Annotated in this window: 17 protein-coding genes; 5 read left to right on the top strand and 12 right to left on the bottom strand. The window is 39.2% G+C overall.

The annotated features are described in order from the left end of the window. Positions 1-152: 152 nt before the first annotated feature. Both QBK89_RS14120 and QBK89_RS14115 read right to left on the bottom strand, forming a co-directional pair. Positions 153-1,316: a CapA family protein gene (locus QBK89_RS14120; protein ID WP_284141699.1), complete on the bottom strand. Its 1,164-nt coding sequence runs from the start codon at positions 1,314-1,316 to the stop codon at positions 153-155. 113 nt (positions 1,317-1,429) lie between these two features. Continuing rightward, entirely contained in the window at positions 1,430-2,584 is a 1,155-nt protein-coding gene (locus QBK89_RS14115; RefSeq protein WP_284141698.1) for a thiolase family protein, read from the bottom strand. Positions 2,585-2,730: 146 nt separating this feature from the next. On the opposite strand from QBK89_RS14115, the gene QBK89_RS14110 reads away from it, so the two are divergent. The 3 genes from QBK89_RS14110 (at position 2,731) to QBK89_RS14100 (ending at position 4,953) form a co-directional block, all read left to right on the top strand. Continuing rightward, the gene (locus QBK89_RS14110) at positions 2,731-3,663 is read left to right on the top strand and encodes an ABC transporter ATP-binding protein (protein ID WP_284141702.1); all 933 of its coding nucleotides are present in this window, start codon (positions 2,731-2,733) and stop codon (positions 3,661-3,663) included. Continuing rightward, a complete protein-coding gene (locus QBK89_RS14105; protein WP_284141697.1) occupies positions 3,656-4,645 on the top strand; it encodes an ABC transporter permease subunit in 990 nt (329 codons plus the stop codon). Before QBK89_RS14110 ends, QBK89_RS14105 begins: the two co-directional genes overlap by 8 nt. Positions 4,646-4,761: 116 nt before the next feature. Further along, a complete protein-coding gene (locus QBK89_RS14100) occupies positions 4,762-4,953 on the top strand; it encodes a hypothetical protein (protein WP_284141696.1) in 192 nt (63 codons plus the stop codon). Positions 4,954-4,992: 39 nt separating this feature from the next. Here the strand turns inward: QBK89_RS14100 and arsC are convergent, their stop codons facing one another. From arsC to QBK89_RS14050, 10 genes are all read right to left on the bottom strand, one after another. Further along, on the bottom strand, positions 4,993-5,415 hold the full coding sequence (arsC, locus tag QBK89_RS14095) for an arsenate reductase (thioredoxin) (protein ID WP_284141701.1): 423 nt from the start codon (positions 5,413-5,415) through the stop codon (positions 4,993-4,995). A 16-nt stretch (positions 5,416-5,431) separates the two neighbouring features. Beyond that, on the bottom strand, positions 5,432-6,727 hold the full coding sequence (locus tag QBK89_RS14090) for an arsenic transporter (RefSeq protein ID WP_481937841.1): 1,296 nt from the start codon (positions 6,725-6,727) through the stop codon (positions 5,432-5,434). A 23-nt stretch (positions 6,728-6,750) separates the two neighbouring features. Continuing rightward, positions 6,751-7,083, bottom strand: a complete 333-nt coding sequence (locus QBK89_RS14085; protein ID WP_284141695.1) for an ArsR/SmtB family transcription factor — start codon at positions 7,081-7,083, stop codon at positions 6,751-6,753. A gap of 169 nt (positions 7,084-7,252) precedes the next feature. Beyond that, positions 7,253-7,969, bottom strand: coding sequence for a trehalose operon repressor (treR, locus tag QBK89_RS14080; RefSeq protein ID WP_284141694.1), 717 nt, complete (start codon positions 7,967-7,969; stop codon positions 7,253-7,255). A gap of 1 nt (position 7,970) precedes the next feature. Next, a complete protein-coding gene (gene treC, locus QBK89_RS14075; protein WP_284141693.1) occupies positions 7,971-9,629 on the bottom strand; it encodes an alpha,alpha-phosphotrehalase in 1,659 nt (552 codons plus the stop codon). 34 nt (positions 9,630-9,663) lie between these two features. Then, positions 9,664-11,583 carry a PTS system trehalose-specific EIIBC component gene (gene treP / locus QBK89_RS14070; RefSeq protein WP_284141692.1) on the bottom strand — a complete coding sequence of 640 codons (1,920 nt, stop codon included), beginning with the start codon at positions 11,581-11,583 and terminating at the stop codon, positions 9,664-9,666. 310 nt (positions 11,584-11,893) lie between these two features. Next, positions 11,894-12,979, bottom strand: coding sequence for a PQQ-dependent sugar dehydrogenase (locus tag QBK89_RS14065; protein WP_284141691.1), 1,086 nt, complete (start codon positions 12,977-12,979; stop codon positions 11,894-11,896). A 143-nt stretch (positions 12,980-13,122) separates the two neighbouring features. Then, positions 13,123-14,952, bottom strand: a complete 1,830-nt coding sequence (gene typA / locus QBK89_RS14060; protein ID WP_284141690.1) for a translational GTPase TypA — start codon at positions 14,950-14,952, stop codon at positions 13,123-13,125. A gap of 115 nt (positions 14,953-15,067) precedes the next feature. After that, on the bottom strand, positions 15,068-16,411 hold the full coding sequence (locus tag QBK89_RS14055) for a sensor histidine kinase (protein WP_284141689.1): 1,344 nt from the start codon (positions 16,409-16,411) through the stop codon (positions 15,068-15,070). 3 nt (positions 16,412-16,414) lie between these two features. Next, positions 16,415-17,095 carry a response regulator transcription factor gene (locus QBK89_RS14050; protein ID WP_284141688.1) on the bottom strand — a complete coding sequence of 227 codons (681 nt, stop codon included), beginning with the start codon at positions 17,093-17,095 and terminating at the stop codon, positions 16,415-16,417. A 163-nt stretch (positions 17,096-17,258) separates the two neighbouring features. Between QBK89_RS14050 and QBK89_RS14045 the strand changes: the two genes are divergently transcribed. Further along, a complete protein-coding gene (locus tag QBK89_RS14045) occupies positions 17,259-18,551 on the top strand; it encodes a S1C family serine protease (protein WP_284141687.1) in 1,293 nt (430 codons plus the stop codon). Positions 18,552-18,716: 165 nt separating this feature from the next. Continuing rightward, the gene (locus QBK89_RS14040; RefSeq protein WP_284141686.1) at positions 18,717-19,514 is read left to right on the top strand and encodes a zinc ribbon domain-containing protein; all 798 of its coding nucleotides are present in this window, start codon (positions 18,717-18,719) and stop codon (positions 19,512-19,514) included. Positions 19,515-19,572: the final 58 nt, after the last annotated feature.

The following is a 19,572-nucleotide window of genomic DNA, read 5'->3' as shown; positions in this document are numbered from 1 at the left end:
AATAACCTCCTTCTCCTGCTAAATAAGCTTGTACCACCGCTAGCTTAAAAGCCAAGTCATACTTTGCCATACTAAAACACCCCTAGTGTTAGATTTTTTGGTCTAACTCTAGGGGTTCACATCACTTTCCACCCTATTTTTCGATTCTCCTTTTACTCTTCCTTAAATTCAAGCTCTGGCATCCATTGTGAAAGATGCTTTTTAATTTCAGCATAATGCTTTTTTGCCCCTGCAAGCTCGTCATTATGCAATTGATACATCGGCACCACCTCAAAGTTAGCGTCATTCTCAAATTTAACAAAGGTCGGAATAAATGTTGGCTGGCTAAGCTCAATTTCATCGTTCGTACCGTTCACTTTTTTTGTGATGGTTAATTGAACAATCCCTCCAATACGGCGATAGAATTCGTCTTGACCTGATAAAAAGTTTCCTAACGAATAAGCGACAAATGTACGGTTACCATCTTTTCCTTTCACCCACTCCATGGGTTGTAGGACATGTGGATGGTGGCCAATTACAACATGGACACCTTGGTCCGCTGCGTATTGAACAATTTGCTTTTGTGCGTCACTTGGCATTCTTTCATACTCATTTCCAAAATGCAGACTAAGGACAATTACATCGGCTTTTTTCTTCGCTTCTGTAATTTCACTTGCAATCATGTCCTGATGAATTAAATTAACTAAATAATCCTTTCCGTTTGGCACAGGGATACCATTTGTTCCATACGTATAAGATAAAAAAGCTAGCGATATTCCTTCTTCTGTTTCATATACACGAATGGTGTCCCGGTCTTGTTTATTACGATATGCGCCAGTATACATCATATCAATAGCTTCCCAATGCTTGATTGCATTTTGAATTGCTTTTTCGCCACGGTCAAGCGTATGATTATTGGCAATGGAAACAACATCCACTCCTGCATCCTTTAACGCATCGCCTACTTCATAAGGGCTATTAAATGAAGGATAGGTTGACAGCCCAATCGCTTCGCCACCAATCATCGTTTCTTGATTTGCTATACTAACAGTCGTTTCCGCTAAAAAAGGCTTTACATTCGCAAGCATTGATTTAAAATCATAGCCTTTTTGCTGCTTTGCATCGACATAAACCGCTTCATGGATTAGCATGTCACCGATTGCAGCTAACGTGATTTCTTGAGCCGGCACTTGCTTTTCCTCTCTCGTATTCACCGGTTTTTCTTGGTTATTGCTTACTGTTTTATTCTCTTTCGCTGTGTCATTGTTCCATGAGCAGCCTACTAGCAACGATCCAATCAACAAGCATATTATAATAAGCGTTCCCCAGTTCCGCATACTTTTCCCCACTTTTTTCTTCATCATATCATACCAAAGCATGACACACCGTTAATTATTCTAATAGTCAAATCGAATGTACGATATCCCTTCGATTTCTTCTCCTCCTAACATTAATAAGCAATACGCTCAATAATCGTTGCGTTTGCCATCCCCATTCCTTCGCAAATCGTTAAAAGTCCATACTGACCATTTATACGTTCCAGCTCATAAATCAATGAAAGAAGTAGCTTTGTTCCTGTTGCTCCTAATGGATGCCCTAATGCGATAGCTCCTCCGTTTACATTAAGCTTTTCTGGATCTGCACCAGTTTCTTGTAACCATGCAAGGGGAACAGAAGCAAAAGCTTCATTCACCTCATATCGATCCATTTGTTCGATCGATAATCCGGCTTTTTTTAACACTTTTTTTGTCGCTTCGATAGGACCTGTAAGCATCAACGTTGGATCAGAACCGACAACGGCGCGTGCCACAATGCGCACCTTTGGTTTAAGCTGTAGCTCTGTTGCTTTATTCTGTGACATTAATAATACGGTACTCGCTCCATCACTCATCTGACTTGAATTGCCTGCTGTAATCTTACCACCGGCTTGAAATGCCGGCGATAAAGCGGCAAGTGCAGCTAATGTTGTATCCTTCCTCGGCCCCTCATCCTGATCAACAACGATTGTTTCTCCCTCGCCGTTCTCCGTAGAAATTGGCAGCACTTCTTGTTGAAAGCGTCCTTCCTCAAGTGCCTGAAGTGCACGATAATGGCTATTTAATGCATAGTTATCTAATTGAGCACGCGTAAAACCCCAATGCTGCGCTATTTTTTCTGCTGCGATCCCTTGATGTACAATATCATATTTTTCAACAAGCTTTGAACTTGGTTTTGTGTGCTTCATATTCGAAAGCATCGGTACTCTTGTCATGCTTTCAACACCACCTGCTACGACAACCTCCATATCTCCAGAAGCAATCGCTTGTGCACCAAAATGAACTGCCTGTTGGCTTGAACCACATTGTCTATCGATTGTTACCCCCGGAACATAAGTAGGAAAACCAGCAATTAATGCTGCTGTTCTAGCAATGTTCCCTGCTTGTTCCTCTGCTTGCGTCACACAGCCTAAAATGACATCATCCACGATTGATTTTTCTACTTTTGTTCGACTCATTAATTCATCTATCACAATAGCCGCAAGGTCATCTGCCCGATAATTAGCGAAGACACCCTTTCTTCTACCGACAGCAGTTCGGCATCCATCTACAATAACTACCTCTCGCATCCCGCCACTCCTTCATGTATATTCTGTATTTTCAGTATACAACTCTCACCTTCATCTATCCAGCTCATTTCCACATTTTCCAATTCAATGAAACCTTCCTGCTAGTCCCTTCGTATAAGTAGCTAGCAAACTAAATCGGGGGGATTATTTTGGTAGCAGCAATGGAACTAATTGATTTAAAGAAAACAATCGGAAACAAAGAGATCATCAAAGGACTATCTTTCTCCATTCAGAAAGGAGAAGTATTTGGTTTTATCGGACCAAATGGTGCAGGAAAAACGACTACTATTCGAATGATGGTTGGATTAATGAGCATTACCGATGGGGATGTTCGTATCCTTGGAAATAGTATTAAAACCGATTTTAGTAAGGCTGTTCGTGAAGTAGGAGCAATTGTTGAAAATCCAGAAATGTATCCCTTCATGACAGGCTGGCAAAATTTAATGCACTACGCTCGGATGACACCCGGCATAACGAAAGAACGCGTCAAAGAGGTTATCCATCTTGTTGGATTAGAAAAACCAATCAAAGAAAAGGTTGGTAGATATTCATTAGGGATGCGCCAACGACTTGGCATTGCACAAGCCCTATTACATAAGCCTTCTGTATTAATCTTAGATGAGCCCACCAATGGATTGGATCCAGCAGGTATTCGTGAAATTCGTGAGTATATTCGTAAAATAGCACTAGAAGAACACGTAGCTGTTATAATATCCAGTCACCTTCTATCTGAAATTGAACAAATGTGTGACCGGATTGGAATTATTAAAAATGGAGAATTGATTGCCATTCAAGCTGTTCGTGAAAATGTAGAAGCTAGCAATCAAGAGGTAGCATTGGAGCAAGTACAAATAGAAGCTACGCCGGTCGATAAGGCAATAAATCTACTTCGAACAAATCATGAGATAGAGGCCGTACGTAACGATAACATGATATCCTTCCGCAGTAGCAAAGAAGCGATTCCAAAGCTTATTGAAACACTAGTAAAGCATCAGATTGCAATCTATCAGGTTGGTGTATCGAAAGTGACTCTGGAGGATAAATTCTTTAATTTGATTGGAGAGAATACGATTGAGTAGATTTTTTAAACTAGTATTTAATGAACAATTTAAAATATATATACGGAAATCAACCTGGATTATGTACATTATTTTAGCGGGATTAATTATTGGAAATGCAGCCTTAACAAACTCGTTTGACGAACCAAATAAGTATACCGATGATAACTGGCGCGAAGTGCTTGAAGAAGAAAACAAACTTTTGCAGCAGGATAATGATACGTACACGCAAGAGATGAAGGAAAACGATCAGGAAGTTACGGAAGATGATAGTTACCTCCAATTTAACATGACGGAGATTGAAAAAAATAACTACTATTTAGAAAACGATATCCAACCACATAGCTATGGTGCTTGGCAGTTTGTATTAGACAACGCGATGCTCCTGTCTGTTGTTAGCTTGTTAACAATCATCATTGCTGCTGGAATCGTGGCAAATGAATTTAGATGGGGAACAATTAAGCTTTTACTCATTCGCCCTATTTCTCGTTCAGTCGTTTTACTATCAAAATATGTATCTGTGCTGTTATTCGCTTTGTTTACATTGATTTTTGTATACGTTGTCTCCTTACTAGTCGGAGGTGTTTTCTTTGGCTTTGAGGGCATTAACCCGTCCATCGTCATAGAAAAAAATAGTGCCTTCACAGACGTTTCGATGGTTTCAGAAGTTTTCTCAGCATACGGATATAGCATCGTAAATCTTGTAATGATGACAACATTCGCATTCATGATTTCCGTTGTTTTCCGAAATAGTGCACTTGCAATCGGGGTAGCCATTTTCCTCATGATGTCTGGTAATACCATTGTTGCCTTTTTCTCAGATCGTGATTGGGCAAAGTATATTTTGTTCGCCAATACGGATTTAAAGCAATATGCTAGCGGAACACCATGGATAGAAGGAATGACACTCTCCTTCTCCATTACAGTATTACTTGTATATTACATTATTTTCATGGCGATTTCATGGATTGTATTTAAGAAAAGAGATGTAGCAGGACACTAGTAAACTCACCCTCGTAGAAAAGGGGAAGCAGCCTATTTTAACATTCGCTTTTTTATGTTATAAATAAAGCAATCCCCTTTTCAAATTCGATTAATTTCGCCTCAGAGGTGTCAGTCATGATGAAACGCTATTTAACATCGATTTTTCTATTACTAACTGCAATTATCCTATTTGTCGGTCTTCGCCTTGATTTCCGATGGGGTGGCATTGCCACTTGGGGCTTAGCAGTGATTAGTCTAATTTTCGCAGCGTATTTTACAAAATATATTCCAAATGAAAAAGAACCTAAAAAAATGAAACAGCAGTGAATAAAGATTTGATTATTCACTGCTGTTTTCTATTTCTCGTTATTTTCCTGTATGAGCGAACTCTATGATTCGTGCACTAATTTGATCGCGAACCCTTTGAAAAACGCGCCATCTCTCCTCTTCGGTACCTTTAGCTTTAGCAGGATCTTCAAATCCCCAATGCTGCTTGTTAACAGTTTGTGGTACAGTCGGACAGTTGTCTTTGGCATCCCCACACAAGGTAACAATTAACGTAGCGCGTTCCAAGATGGCTGTGTCAATAATGTTTGAGGTTTGCTTTGAAATATCAATCCCTACCTCGTCCATCACTTTCACTGCCCAATTATTTAAGCCATGTGCTTCAATTCCAGCACTACTAACATCCCATTTACCTCCAAGATACTTCTTGCCAAAGCCTTCAGCAATCTGACTCCGACACGAATTTCCCGTGCATAAAAAATAAAGAATTGGTTTATGAGTCATCATGAAAAACTCCTTTCTAAAATATAAATGTCAAATACAGCCCTACTAAGGTAATAAACAATGTTGGTATCGTTAAGACTATCCCTACTTTAAAATAATAGCCCCATGAAATGTGAACCCCTTTTGTCTTCAATACATATAACCAAAGTAAGGTTGCTAATGATCCAATCGGTGTAATCTTTGGACCAAGATCGCTTCCAATCACATTCGCATAAATTAAACTTTCTTTTATTACTCCTGTTGCACTTGAATCGGCAATTGCTAATGCATCAATCATTACCGTTGGCATATTATTCATCACAGAAGAAAGAATTGCCGCTATGAATCCCATGGAGATCGTTGCTATAAACAAGCCTTGATCTACAGCAAGATCAATCAAATCTGCTAGAAAATTAGTTAACCCAACATTCCTGAGTCCATAAATAATGACGTACATTCCAATAGAGAAGAAAACAATCGCCCATGGTGCCTCTTTGACTATTTTCACGGGAGAAATCACCGCACTTTTCCTTCCAATAACAAGAAATACAAGCGCAACTGCTCCTGCAATAAATGAAACCGGAATATGAAGAAACTCACTTGTGAAATAGCCAACTAATAATACTCCCAAAACAAACCAGGCGATACGAAACATCTTTCTATCCTTAATTGCTGTTTGCGGTTCAGGAAGTTCTGTTATATCAAACGTGCGCGGGATATCTTTTCTAAAGAACAACCATAATACGACGATACTTGATATTAACGAAAAAAGATTTGGAATGAACATCCTTCGCGCATATTCTATAAATCCGATCCCAAAAAAATCGGCTGATACGATATTTACCAGATTACTAACGATAAATGGTAAAGAGGTTGTATCCGCAATAAATCCACTTGCCATAATAAACGGCAGGATAAACACATCTTTAAATCGAAGCGCTCGGACCATTGCTAAAACAATGGGTGTTAAAATAAGTGCTGCTCCATCATTTGCAAACAATGCTGCAACGAGAGAACCTAAGAAAGAAATGTAAATAAACATTTTTAAGCCGCTTCCATTTGCCAACCGCGCCATATGCAATGCTGCCCATTCGAAGAAGCCAATTTTATCTAATACTAATGAAATAATGATAATTGCCACAAAAGCTAACGTTGCGTTCCAAACAATATGCGTAACATCAATCACATCCTGTAAAGAAACAACGCCAAGTAATAGTGCTAATAAAGCGCCACCAATTGCAGTATAACCAATTCCTAGATTTTTCGGTTGCCAAATAACCAATACGATGGTTACTAAAAAAATTAAACTTGCTCCTATCGTTGTCATTTCCATGCTGAATCCTCCATTAAAATATGCTAGCAGCTTGGAGCCTTATCCATTTTTTCACTAATTTCTAATGGAATAAAGACCTCTGTTAAAATTTTTTGCAATAATAAAAATTGTTCATAATCCGGATTTAAGCTGTAATATTTCCACTGCCCACGCCGCTCTTCCTTGACAATCTTTGCATCACGTAGCTTGCGCAAATGCTGACTAATCGCCGGCTGGGACATTTCTAAGCCACCAACTAGCTCACACACACACCTTGTTTTTGACTGCAATAGCGAAACAATCGCAAGCCTTGTAGGATCGCCTAATAATTTCATCAAGACCGCAGTTTCTGTTACATTCCCATGATTAGTTACCACTTTACCACCTCTATATATAATAATATGCTTATATAAGCATATATTTTTTATTCGCATATTTCAAGTAGAAGCAAGAAAAAAGTAGAACAGAAAGAAAGCAGTATTAATAATTTCTTAGCTAACATAAAAAAATACCATCCTGCTATAACCATGTAACAGGATGGTATTTTTACTGATTACCTCTGCGGGCAAAATCAACAAATCGAAACTTATCTGGGCGATGACGTGACTCCGTATATTGAAACAAGCTGGCATCATTCAAATACACGAAGCTTCGTATGACTACTACATTGGAGAAGCCGTCCATATCAAGCAATGCTCGATCCTCTTTCGTCGGTGTCTCCACAATAATTTCTTTTTTAGCAAAACTAATAACTAGCCCAAGTTCTTTTTCCAGATAATCATAAATCGAATCCTCACAAATCGACTTTGTTAGCGCTGGGACATAACGAGCATCAAGATAGTCCTTATCTAAAATCACCTTCTCACTAGCAAGGTTTCTCACCCTCACTACTTTCCATACGTGTGCTTTTGGAGTAACATTCAGCTTTCTTTGAACATCTTCGTCAGCTGTAATTAAGGATAATTCATGTACATCCGTTGTTGCCTGCAAATCCATCTGCTGCGACAATTCCTTAAAGCTTGCGATTCCCGACACTGGAAAATCAAACATACTTGATTGAATAATGACAGAGCCTTTACCTCGTATTTTTTGAATGTAACCGTTTTGCACAAGTAAATTTAAGGCTTTTCTTATCGTTTCTCTCGACGTACGATACATTTCAGAAAGCTCATTTTCAGACGGAAGCATATTGTCTTCTTGCCATTCATTTGCCTGAATTCGCCGAACTAAATCCTCATAAATTTCATTATATTTCCGCTGCATTCTAGACTTCCCCACTATTTTTATAATAAACAATTGACTCATACGGTCGAAGCTTCAATCTACCAAGGGTTTTCGGAGAATCCGCGTAATTTGATAATAGCACCTCTGCTTCCCCATCACCTATCGTTATTTGCACTGGTTTATCATAAAAGTTACTAATAACGAGCAGTGATTGATCCTTCCAATTACGAGCGTAAGCCCACACGCTTGGATGATCTTTAAGCAACTGTTGATAGTCTCCATCCGTAATAATATCATATTTTTTCCGTAAGTCGATTAATTTGCGATAATGCTGGAAGATAGAGTCATTTTCTGCAAGCTGACGTTGTGCATTAATTGCTTCATAGTTACGAGCTACGGGAATCCACGGCTCGTTTTGAGAGAAGCCGGCATTTTTATTCTCGTTCCATTGCATTGGCGTTCTTGCGTTATCACGTGATTTCCGCTCTAAAATCCGCATGATTTTTTCTTCAGCAACCCCTTGTTTCTTCAAGCTTTTATAAGCATTGAGTGATTCTACATCACGATAATCCTCAATCGTGTCAAAGTATGGGTTCGTCATCCCAATTTCTTCACCTTGATAAATATATGGTGTCCCCTTCATCATGTGCAATGTTGTCGCAAGCATTTTTGCTGATTTCTCGTGAAACAGCTCATCATTACCGAAACGGGACACAACCCGTGGTTGATCATGGTTACACCAAAACAGCGCATTCCAGCCATTGCCTTCGTGCATCCCAACCTGCCATCGAGATAGTATATCCTTTAATGCTTTAAAATCAAACGGCGCATCTGTCCATTTATCTCCATTTGGATAATCTACTTTAAGATGATGGAACTGGAAGGTCATGGATAGCTCATTTCTAGCTGGATTCGTATAAAGGATACAGTTTTCTAGTGACGTCGAGCTCATTTCACCAACCGTCATCATTCCATTTGGTGCAAACACCTCTTTATTCATCTCTTGTAAAAATGCATGTATTCTCGGACCATCTGTATAATATTTCCGTCCGTCACCAGTCCAATCATCAGGAAAGTCCTGTTGCTTGGAAATTAAATTTATGACATCTAGCCGAAAGCCATCGATCCCTTTTTCAGCCCAAAAATACATCATATCGTATAGTTCTTTTCGTAAGTCTTTATTTTCCCAATTTAAATCTGCTTGAGTTGTATCAAATAAGTGTAAATAATATTGGTCTGTTCGCGCATCATATTGCCAGGCTGAGCCCCCAAACTTCGATTGCCAATTGTTCGGTTCACTGCCATTCTTTCCGTCTTTCCAAATATAAAAGTCCCGATAAGGATTATCCTTTGATGCCGCTGCTTGCTTAAACCATTCATGTGAAGTAGACGTATGATTAATAACTAGATCCATAATAAGCTTCATTCCGCGGCTATGCGCTTCTGCTAACAATTGCTCAAAATCAGCCATTGTTCCATAGGCGGGATCAATCGCATAATAGTCACTAATATCATAGCCATTGTCTTTTTGTGGGGACTGGTAGATTGGCGTTAACCAGATCACATCTGCTCCAAGTTTTTTTATATAATCCAGCTTGGCGATGATTCCTTGTATATCTCCTACTCCATTACCCGTCGTATCGTTAAAGCTTTTCGGATATATTTGATAGACTACTGCCTTCTTCCACCACGGCTCCATCTTGATAGCACCTCGCTTTCTTATTGGTTCTTTGCTAATCTTTTTTGCGTAATGCATATACATACGTAATTACAAACGGGATAACAATAACGACAGCCATACCAATTCCAAATGCTGCCCATCCCTCCGGAATAATAGACAGAATGCCTGGTATTCCTCCTACACCAATCGAGGTTGCTTTCACATGCTGCATTGTTATAAACGCACCTGCAATAGCGGACCCAATAATTGCTGCGATAAATGGATATTTAAAGCGCAGGTTCACACCAAACATTGCGGGTTCTGTAATACCGAGCCAAGCCGATATAAAAGAGGTGAACGACAAACCTTTTAGCTTATCGTTTTTCGTCGCAAACATCATGGCTAATGCAGCAGATCCTTGTGCAATATTGGAAAGCGCCAAAATCGGCCATAAAAATGTCGAACCTATATTACCAATCAATTGTAAATCAACAGCTAGAAATGTATGATGCATCCCTGTTATTACTAATGGCGCATAGATTGCTCCATATAAAAGACCACCAATAATCGCAAATTGATCAAACACATAGACAAGTCCTTCCGTAATCCAATTGCCAATTGTAAACGTAACAGGTCCTATGATGATAAAGGTTAAAAATCCGGTAAGCAATAAGGCAATAGGTGCTACTAATAACAACTGTAATGAATCGATAATCTTTCTTTTTAAAAACAGCTCTGTTTTCGCCAAAATCCATGAAGCAATAAGAACTGGCAGCACTTGACCTTGATAGCCGATTTTATTAATTTCTAGGCCAAACAAATTCCAGGTTGGTATTTCTCCAGCCTCTAGCGCTGATCCATACGCCCAGGCATTGAGTAAATCGGGATGAACGAGCATAAGCCCTAAAACAATTCCGAGCAATGGATTCCCACCGAAACGTTTCACTGCCGACCAGCCAATTAAACCAGGTAAAAATACAAAAGCAGTATTTGCAATAATATTAATCATATCTGCAAGTCCGGCCCAATTTTGATGAACTTCAATAAACGATTTTCCATCGTAAAAAATACCCGGATTAGAAAGGATGTTGTTTATCCCCATTAACAAACCCGCAGTAACAATTGCAGGCAAAATCGGAATGAAAATGTCTGCTAGCATCTTTATTCCTCGCTGCAATACATTTTGTTTTTGCGCAGATAATGCTTTTACCTCATCCTTCGATGCCTCATTTAAACTACTGTTCTTAAGCATCGAAGCATAAACCTTATCAACTGTTCCTTGACCAATCACAACTTGGAATTGCCCATTTGCAGAAAATGAGCCTTTTACAATGTCCATGTTTTCTAAGGCTTTTCTATCTACTTTTTCCTCATCAGCTAATGCAAAGCGAAGTCGTGTTACACAATGTGTGACCGCATGAATGTTGTTTTCACCACCTACAGCTGCAATAATGTCCAATCCCTCTTTGCTGTATGCTGTATCCTTTTCTTCCTTTTGCTCTACTTTTTTATTCGCATTGTCAACCGTGAATAATACGGTTGTTCCAGCGGTTACTGTCGTTTCACAGGTTATGATTGTTTCTCCAGCTTCCTTCCCATTCGTTAAAATTATTGGCGTAATATCACTAGCGGCATTTTCCTTAATAAAAGCTAAGTCAAATGATAATAGTAAATCGCCCTTTTTTACTTTATCTCCTTGGCTCACATGCTTCGTAAAGCCTTCCCCATTTAATGCAACGGTTTCCAGACCGATATGAACTAACAGCTCTACACCTTGTGCATTACGCAAGCCAATGGCATGCATGGTAGGAAATAACTGAACGACTTCTCCATCAAATGGAGCGACAACCTCGCCACTTTTTGGAATAATGGCGATGCCATCCCCCATCATCTTCTCCGCAAAGGTTGGATCTGGTACCTTCTCTAGTCCGATTATTTCACCATCTAATGGAGCATAGATAACACTTTGTTCCATACTTTTGCTATTCTTCATTGGAATCCCTCCCATTTTATGTGTGGAATCTTGTATATACATGTTTTATTTTTATTATAACTTGTATATACATAAGTGTAAAGGTTTTCATTTTCCAGTAGTATTTGTGACTATTGCTTTATCATGCAACAGTGCAATTAGAACAGCGAACACGCCCCTTCATTTTTAAAGACAAAAAAAGCATGCTTACTTTTAGGCATGCTTTCCATTATAAATCAATATAATCGTCAAGAGCAAAACGGTGCTACCTCCCTGTTACATTCTCAAAACAGGGAAGTTGTTAATTTCAATTCATTTTTTCGGCTTTCTATCATGATTCCGGATTCCACTCAAAAAATAAGAGTCGATCATCCATATCTGATGGCACACCTCGTCCATCCGTATTATTTGTAATGACATATATTCCCGCTTCTGTTATATCCACATCTCGTATTCTTCCGACTTCAGAAATAACGAGATTCACCCTTTCTGTTTCCGGATCATATTTGCGTACACCTTCTCCACGTAGAGAAGCGAAATAAAAGGAATCATAAAAAAAGTCCATTCCAGATGGAGCCCACGTCTCTTCACCAGAATGAGTCACTGGTGAAATCATGCCATCCTTCTCTTCACTTCCTTGGATAATAGGCCAGCCGTAGTTAGCACCTGCTTTAATTTGATTTATTTCATCATGGGCATTCGCTCCATGTTCTGAAGCAAATAACCTACCATTTGAATCCCACGCTAGTCCCTGCGGATTCCGATGCCCATAGGAATAAACATAACTGTTTGAAAAAGGATTATCATCTGGAATCGTGCCATCCACATTCATGCGAAGTATTTTTCCAGCAAGGCTGTCTAAATCTTGAGAAAGTGCAGGATTCGTCGCATCTCCCGTTGTTACATAGAGCTTTTCGTCTGGACCTATTTTCAGGCGTCCTCCCTGGTGAAACTGCCCACCAGGGATATGGTCCAATAATATTTCGCTTTCTGCCCATTCCTTTTCAGTTTCTTCAATCGTTATTACCCGTTGAAAATACGTACCATCTCGCTGATACGAATAATACGCAAAGGCGACATTCTCAAAATCCTTGGGAAAGACAATTCCTAATAAACCTGCTTCCGGTTGATTCGATAAGTTCTTATTCAGTCTGACTGGCTTTCGCTGAACTTTATCCTCCCGAATCGCTACAATATTTCCTGTTCGTTCACTAACAAAGATTCGTTCCCCGACAAAAGCGATTTCCCACGGTTCTTGTAGGTTTTCGGCAATCACCTTGGGAGTACTTACATCTTCTTTTGTGCGTGCAACAAGTTCCTCCTTTTCATCAGTGGGATCCATATCCTCTTCGTTTGCACAGGCAGATAATAGCAGAACAATAACCATCATGAACAGAAGCTGTATACGCTGGAACATTACAATATTCCCCTTTCGAATGGCGATTATGAGATAAGTAGCATAGGTGATGTTAGTAAATAATATAAAAAAATATCCCTTTATAACGGAAAGATAAACAATCGATGTTTTTCTCGCTGTTATAAAGGGATATGAAAAAAGTATTATCCTAATTTATTTCGTTTTGCTGCTTTTTCACGCTCACTCTTATTTAATATCTTCTTACGTAAGCGAATGGATTCTGGTGTAACTTCACAGTACTCATCATCATCCAAATATTCAATTGCTTCCTCTAAAGACATGGATCTTGTTTTACGAATTGTTGCCGTTTGATCTTTTGTCGCAGAACGAACATTCGTTAAATGTTTTTCTTTTGTAATATTAACCGTTAGATCGTTTTCACGATTGTGCTCTCCGACAATCATTCCGGCATATACTTCCGTACCTGGTTCTACGAAAATCACGCCACGATCTTCAAGCTGCATAATCCCATAGGTGGATGCTTTTCCATTTTCCAATGCAACAAGCACACCTTCACGACGTCCACCTACTTGTCCTTTAATAAGTGGTTCATAGGCTTCAAATGTATGGTTTAAAATACCATAGCCATGTGTTTGTGTCATGAATTCTGTTGAATATCCTAGCAATCCTCGAGACGGAACTTTAAACTCAATACGTACTTGGCCATTTCCATGGTTCACCATATCTAGCATTTCACCTTTACGTGATCCTAATGATTCCATGACAGGGCCCGTATATTCTTCCGGAATATCAATCTGTACACGTTCAACCGGTTCACACTTCACACCATCAATCTCTTTAATAATAACCTGTGGCTTAGAAAGCTGTAATTCATAGCCTTCTCGTCGCATATTTTCAACAAGAATTGATAAATGAAGCTCTCCACGACCAGAAACAACCCACGCATCTGGTGAATCCGTTTGTTCAACACGCAGACTAACGTCTGTTTCAAGCTGTTTCATTAGACGTTCTTCAATCTTTCTAGATGTGATGAATTTACCTTCTTTTCCAGCAAATGGACTATTATTGACAACAAAGGTCATTTGTAATGTTGGTTCATCGATTCGTAAGAAAGGCAATGCCTCCGGATGCTCCTGTGGGCAAATTGTTTCCCCAACATTAATATCATCCATTCCTGAAACGGCAACAATATCCCCAGCATGCGCTTCCTCAATCTCAATTCGTTTTAACCCTAAGAAACCAAACAGTTTTGAAATGCGGAATGATTTAGATGACCCGTCTTTTCTCATCAGCACTACCTGTTGGCCAACTCGGATTTTCCCTCTAAACACACGGCCAACTCCAATTCTACCAACATAGTCATTATAGTCCAGCAAAGTTACTTGAAATTGCAGTGGCTCTTCTCTGGAATCAACTGGTGCTGGTAGATGATTTAAAATCGTTGTAAAGATTGGATCCATTGTTTCTAATTGTTCATCAGGCTCCAAGCCAGACGTACCATTTAATGCAGAAGCATAAACGACAGGAAACTCTAATTGTTCATCATCTGCGCCAAGATCGATAAACAAATCGAGTACTTCATCGATAACTTCAGTTGGTCTTGCATTTGGACGGTCAATTTTATTTAAAACAACGATTGGAGTTAACTTCTGCTCAAGTGCCTTTTTTAATACAAAACGCGTTTGCGGCATTGTTCCTTCATAAGCATCTACTACTAAAATAACCCCATCCACCATTTTCATAATTCGTTCTACTTCTCCACCAAAATCGGCATGTCCTGGTGTATCCAGAATGTTAATGGTTGCATCGTTATATTTAATTGCGGTATTTTTAGCTAGAATCGTAATTCCACGCTCTCTTTCAATATCGCCGGAATCCATAGCACGCTCGTCCACCTGTTCATTCTCACGAAACGTTCCCGAATATTTCAGCAACTGATCAACAAGTGTTGTTTTCCCGTGGTCAACGTGTGCGATAATAGCAATATTACGTAAATCTTCTCTATGTTTCATAAAGGTGATGCACCTCTTTCCATACGAATGAATCAAACTAGAATAGTATATCACAATTCACTTTGTAGATAAAGTGAAACTTCGGACTTTTCATGAATAAATATTGGTATTTCTACTAATTAGTAATTGATGCGGGAAAAGAAACATGGAATTTCGCTCCACCTAGCTCTGAAGCAGTAAGCGTGATTCTTCCACCAGACTGTTCAATAATGGCACGGGCGATTGGTAAGCCTAAACCTGTTTCCCCATCTTTACCTTTTACAAAACGATGGAAAATATGAGGAACTAAATCCTTTGGCACCCCTTCTCCATCATCTTCTACAACAATAGACATCGTTTGTTTATCCCGAAAAGCTGTTATTCGAACAACCTGTTCTGCATGTCTAATTCCGTTCACAACGAGATTCGATAGTGCACGGAGAAGTTTTTCTTCATCTGCATGTAATTGAAAGTCATCCTTTATCTCTAGCTGGAGATAGATATGATTTTCATTAACAAGAGGTAATACCCGATCCTGCACAAGCTCCATCAGATTACGAACAGTCACTTCTTCTGGTTGGTATTCTGTCTGCTCACTTTCTAGCTTTGCTAGTAAAATCATTTCATTAATAATTTTCTTTAGCCTACCTACTTCTGTTATCATCACTTCTAAGCCCTTTTCCTGCTCTGCTTCATCGAAGACTCGTTCTTTAATTCCCTCTGCATAACCTTGTATCGTCATAAGCGGTGTCTTTAATTCATGACTGGCATTTTGAAAGAACGTTTGCTGGGTATTAATATACCGCTGAAGCTCGTCTGCCATTTCATATACACCCTTTGCTACATCGTTTATTTCCCCAGTTGCCTTAATTGGTTGGACTTCATTAAATTTTCGCTGCTCAATTTTTTTCAGTTGTGCTTTCAAGTGGGATAGTGGTGTGACAAGCTTTCTTGTGAATAAAAAGCTTAACAGTACAGCAAGCATCGCACCAATTAAAAACACAATAAGTAAACGAACAATAAAATTATGCTGAACTGCCTGAAGATCTTTCATCGGCGTTAATAAAATTAGCTCTAAGCCTACCGTTTCTGGATAAATGACTATTCTCGATGTTACGTACTTATCCTTCCCTAGCTCCCATAGATTTTTATCGGTATCCGAAAAATTATTATTCACAAAAAAACCCCGCGCAACGTCTGTTGGCAATGTCGAGTATAAAATATAATCCTGCTTACGATTATATAAAAACAGCTGTAGATCCTGTTCTTGTAAAAATGCATTAAATTGCTGACTGTTGGCTTCAGTCCCAAATTGCTCATTCAATACATTGACTAAGATCTCACCTTTTTGCTCTAATTGTCGTTGCTCATCTTGAATCAAGAGGCCAAGAATTAGGGAATAAATAACATACCCTGTTACCGTCATAATTACGAGAAGTAATGTTGTAAATGCAAGGTTTAACTGATCTTGAAGTTTCATGGATTACCCCTCTTTACGTCGCAAACGATACCCGTAGCCCCACACCGTTTCTAATGGCATCTCTGCAAATTTCTTTCTTATCCGCTTTACTAAATCATCAACCGCTCGATCACTTCCATAATAATCGTCGCCCCACACCTTTATTAATAGCTCTTCACGAGAAAAGGCACGATTCACATTTTCCGCAAACAAAAGAAGCATATCAAACTCTTTTGTCGTTACTTCTTGCTCTTCTTCCTTCCAAAATACACGCCGATCATTTTTATCAATCATTAATTCATCGATTTTCAGTCGATCCTTTTCTCGATTGAGAGCAGGGGAATCCAATCGTTTAAAAAGACGTTTCACTCGTGCAACTAATTCGCGCGGACTAAACGGCTTCGTTAAATAATCATCTCCTCCAAGCTCGATGCCAAGAATTTTATCTATCTCTTCATCCTTGGCAGAAATAATAATAATCGGGACTTCGCTTTGATTACGTATCGTTTTACAAAACTCATATCCATCCATTCCAGGAAGCATTATATCTAATATCCACATATCTGGTGGATTGGCATTCCATAAGGCAAGTCCTTCTTCTGCTGTTTCTAATAATGTCACTGTAAAACCCTCTTTTTTTAAGAAAGCTGAAACGATATTTCGAATATTAGAATCATCTTCAACAACAGCAATATGATGGTTCACATGCCATCCCTCCCTATAATCGTCCATTTTACTCTATTTTTGCACAATCGTATGGGATTTAAAAGATTTACACATTTATGCCACATATATCCCAAATCATTCCCAATGACAATGGGTAAATTATACATATGACAAATTCTTTAGAATAAAGGGTGATAAACAAATGGATCAAAATGAACAACAACCAACTGAGCAAAATGCGATAACAGAAGAACATACGGAGCATCCTCCTGTAAACGAGGATGAAAACAAAAAGGAACCAGCGCCTGCTTCAGAGACTTACACACCAACAAACAAAATACGAGGAGGAAAATCTGGTTTAATCGGTGGAATTGTAGGCGGGATTAGCTCTGCTATTATTGTTGCCATGTTATTTTCTTTCCAAATCATTCCGATTGGAGCGGACGGTAATAAAGATAGTGGAAACGGTGCAACATCTTCTGATTCTCCTGAGATCGTTAAAACAATGGCATCAGATGGCGCTGAAACAGCGGCAAATATTGAAGAAGCCTCTCATGCAGTTGTTGGGGTTATCAATCTACAACAGCAAGATATTTGGACGCCTAGTGAAGAGGCAGGATCAGGCTCTGGAATTATTTATAAAAAGAAAGATGGGAAAGCTTATATTGTAACGAACCATCACGTCGTAGAAGGCGCACAGGAAGTAGAAATTGTCCTTCATAATGACGAACGGATTAAGGCAAAAGTACTTGGCTCTGATAAACTGTCTGATTTAGCCGTTTTACAAACGGATGGAGAAAAGATTGATACCGTCGCGAGTCTAGGTTCCACAAAGGATGTTAAAGTGGGAGACACTGTGCTTGCCATCGGAAATCCACTTGGGTTGGAATTCGCTAATTCACTTACGAAAGGAATTGTCAGCGGAATGAATCGCTCAGTGAGCATTGATACGAATGGAGATCGACAGCCTGATTGGATTACAGAGGTTATTCAAACAGATGCAGCCATTAATCCCGGAAACAGTGGTGGTGCATTAGTTGATGGCAATGGAAACGTCATTGGTATTAACTCAATGAAAATCGCACGTCAGGAAGTGGAAGGTATCGGCTTTGCTATCCCGGTTGATGCAGCACTACCAATCATGGAGCAGCTTGAATCAGACGGTAAAGTTATCCGACCGTTTATTGGAATTGGTACCGCGCCATTAAATCAGGTTCCACCTCAATACCGTCAAAATGTCCAAGTACCAGAAAATGTGGAAGGTGGAATGGTAATTGCAAATGTAGAGCCTGGTTCACCAGCAGATGAAGCTGGCTTACAACAATTTGATGTCATTACGAAAATAAACGGTGAAAACGTTACAACCATTTTAGAGCTGCGCAAGTATTTATACGCTGAGACTACAGTTGGTGATCTAATTAACATAGAAATATATCGTGGAGGCAAAAAAGAAATCATCAAATTAAAACTAACAGATCGGAATAGTAACGTATAAAAGAAGAGGAAATTCCCTCTTCTTTTTTTGATGCTTGTTCCATATACTTTATAGTAGTCTTTTCACAAAGTTTGAAAAAAATTGCAGTAAAACAAGGAATTTTAGCTTTTTTGTCGAATGTATGTATGATAGTTATCAAAAATTACATAAGGAGGAAAACATAACATGTTTTGTCCAAATTGCGGTCAAGAGACCGAACAAGGAAAATTTTGTACGAAGTGTGGTGCAAAATTAGCGAATGAAGAATTTGCTGCAGCTGCTGATCCTACGATAGGTGGCACTGTACCGACTGAAACACCCTTACAGGAAAATTCCGTTAACGAGGAAGCGTCTAATCCAAATCAATCGGTTGAGAATGTTAAAGCTGCCGGATCAGCATTTGGTCAATTTTTCGTCAAATTAGTAAAGCGACCAAGCACGGCACAAAGCGTTGATGGGAATGCCATGATTTCAGGAATCATTGCCATAGTTCTTTATTCTTTGGTTATTTCTTTAGGATTCTTTCTCCTAATTCGTTCCGCTTTTGGTTCTTATGGTCCTTCATTTGCAGAAAGCTTTTTACTTCCTTTCTTGGAATTTGCTATCTTATTTGGAGCTGTCGCACTACTTACCTTCGCAGGTAGTAAGCTTTGCGCACAAGCCGTAACAGTCAAAGACGTAATTGCAAAATATGGTGCCTATCTTGTACCATTCATGCTTCTTTTCATCATTGGATTTTTATTAGCACTAGTAAACCTAACCTCCTTCGGGATATTGGCAATTATGGTTAGTATATTAGGTCCGATTATTGCGGTTCCGACGATGATTCTTTTTGAAAAGAATGCAGTTGGAATTGATCGGATATTCATCTTAATTGGTGTTTATCTTGTCTCCATTCTCGTGTTTTCTTTGTTACTCCGCTCTTTCTTAGGATCAATCATGGATGCACTTTTAGGAGGCTTTATGGGTGGCTTTGGCTTTTAAACCTTCGCCTTGCCATTGTTAATGAAAACGACTCTTCCGTGGTCAACGAAAGAGTCGT

The organism is Virgibacillus sp. LDC-1 (assembly GCF_030137545.1).
In the GTDB taxonomy this organism is placed as follows: Bacteria; Bacillota; Bacilli; order Bacillales; family Amphibacillaceae; genus LDC-1.
Note: the sequence above shows the minus strand (reverse complement) of the source record. Positions and strands in the feature narration are given on the sequence as shown.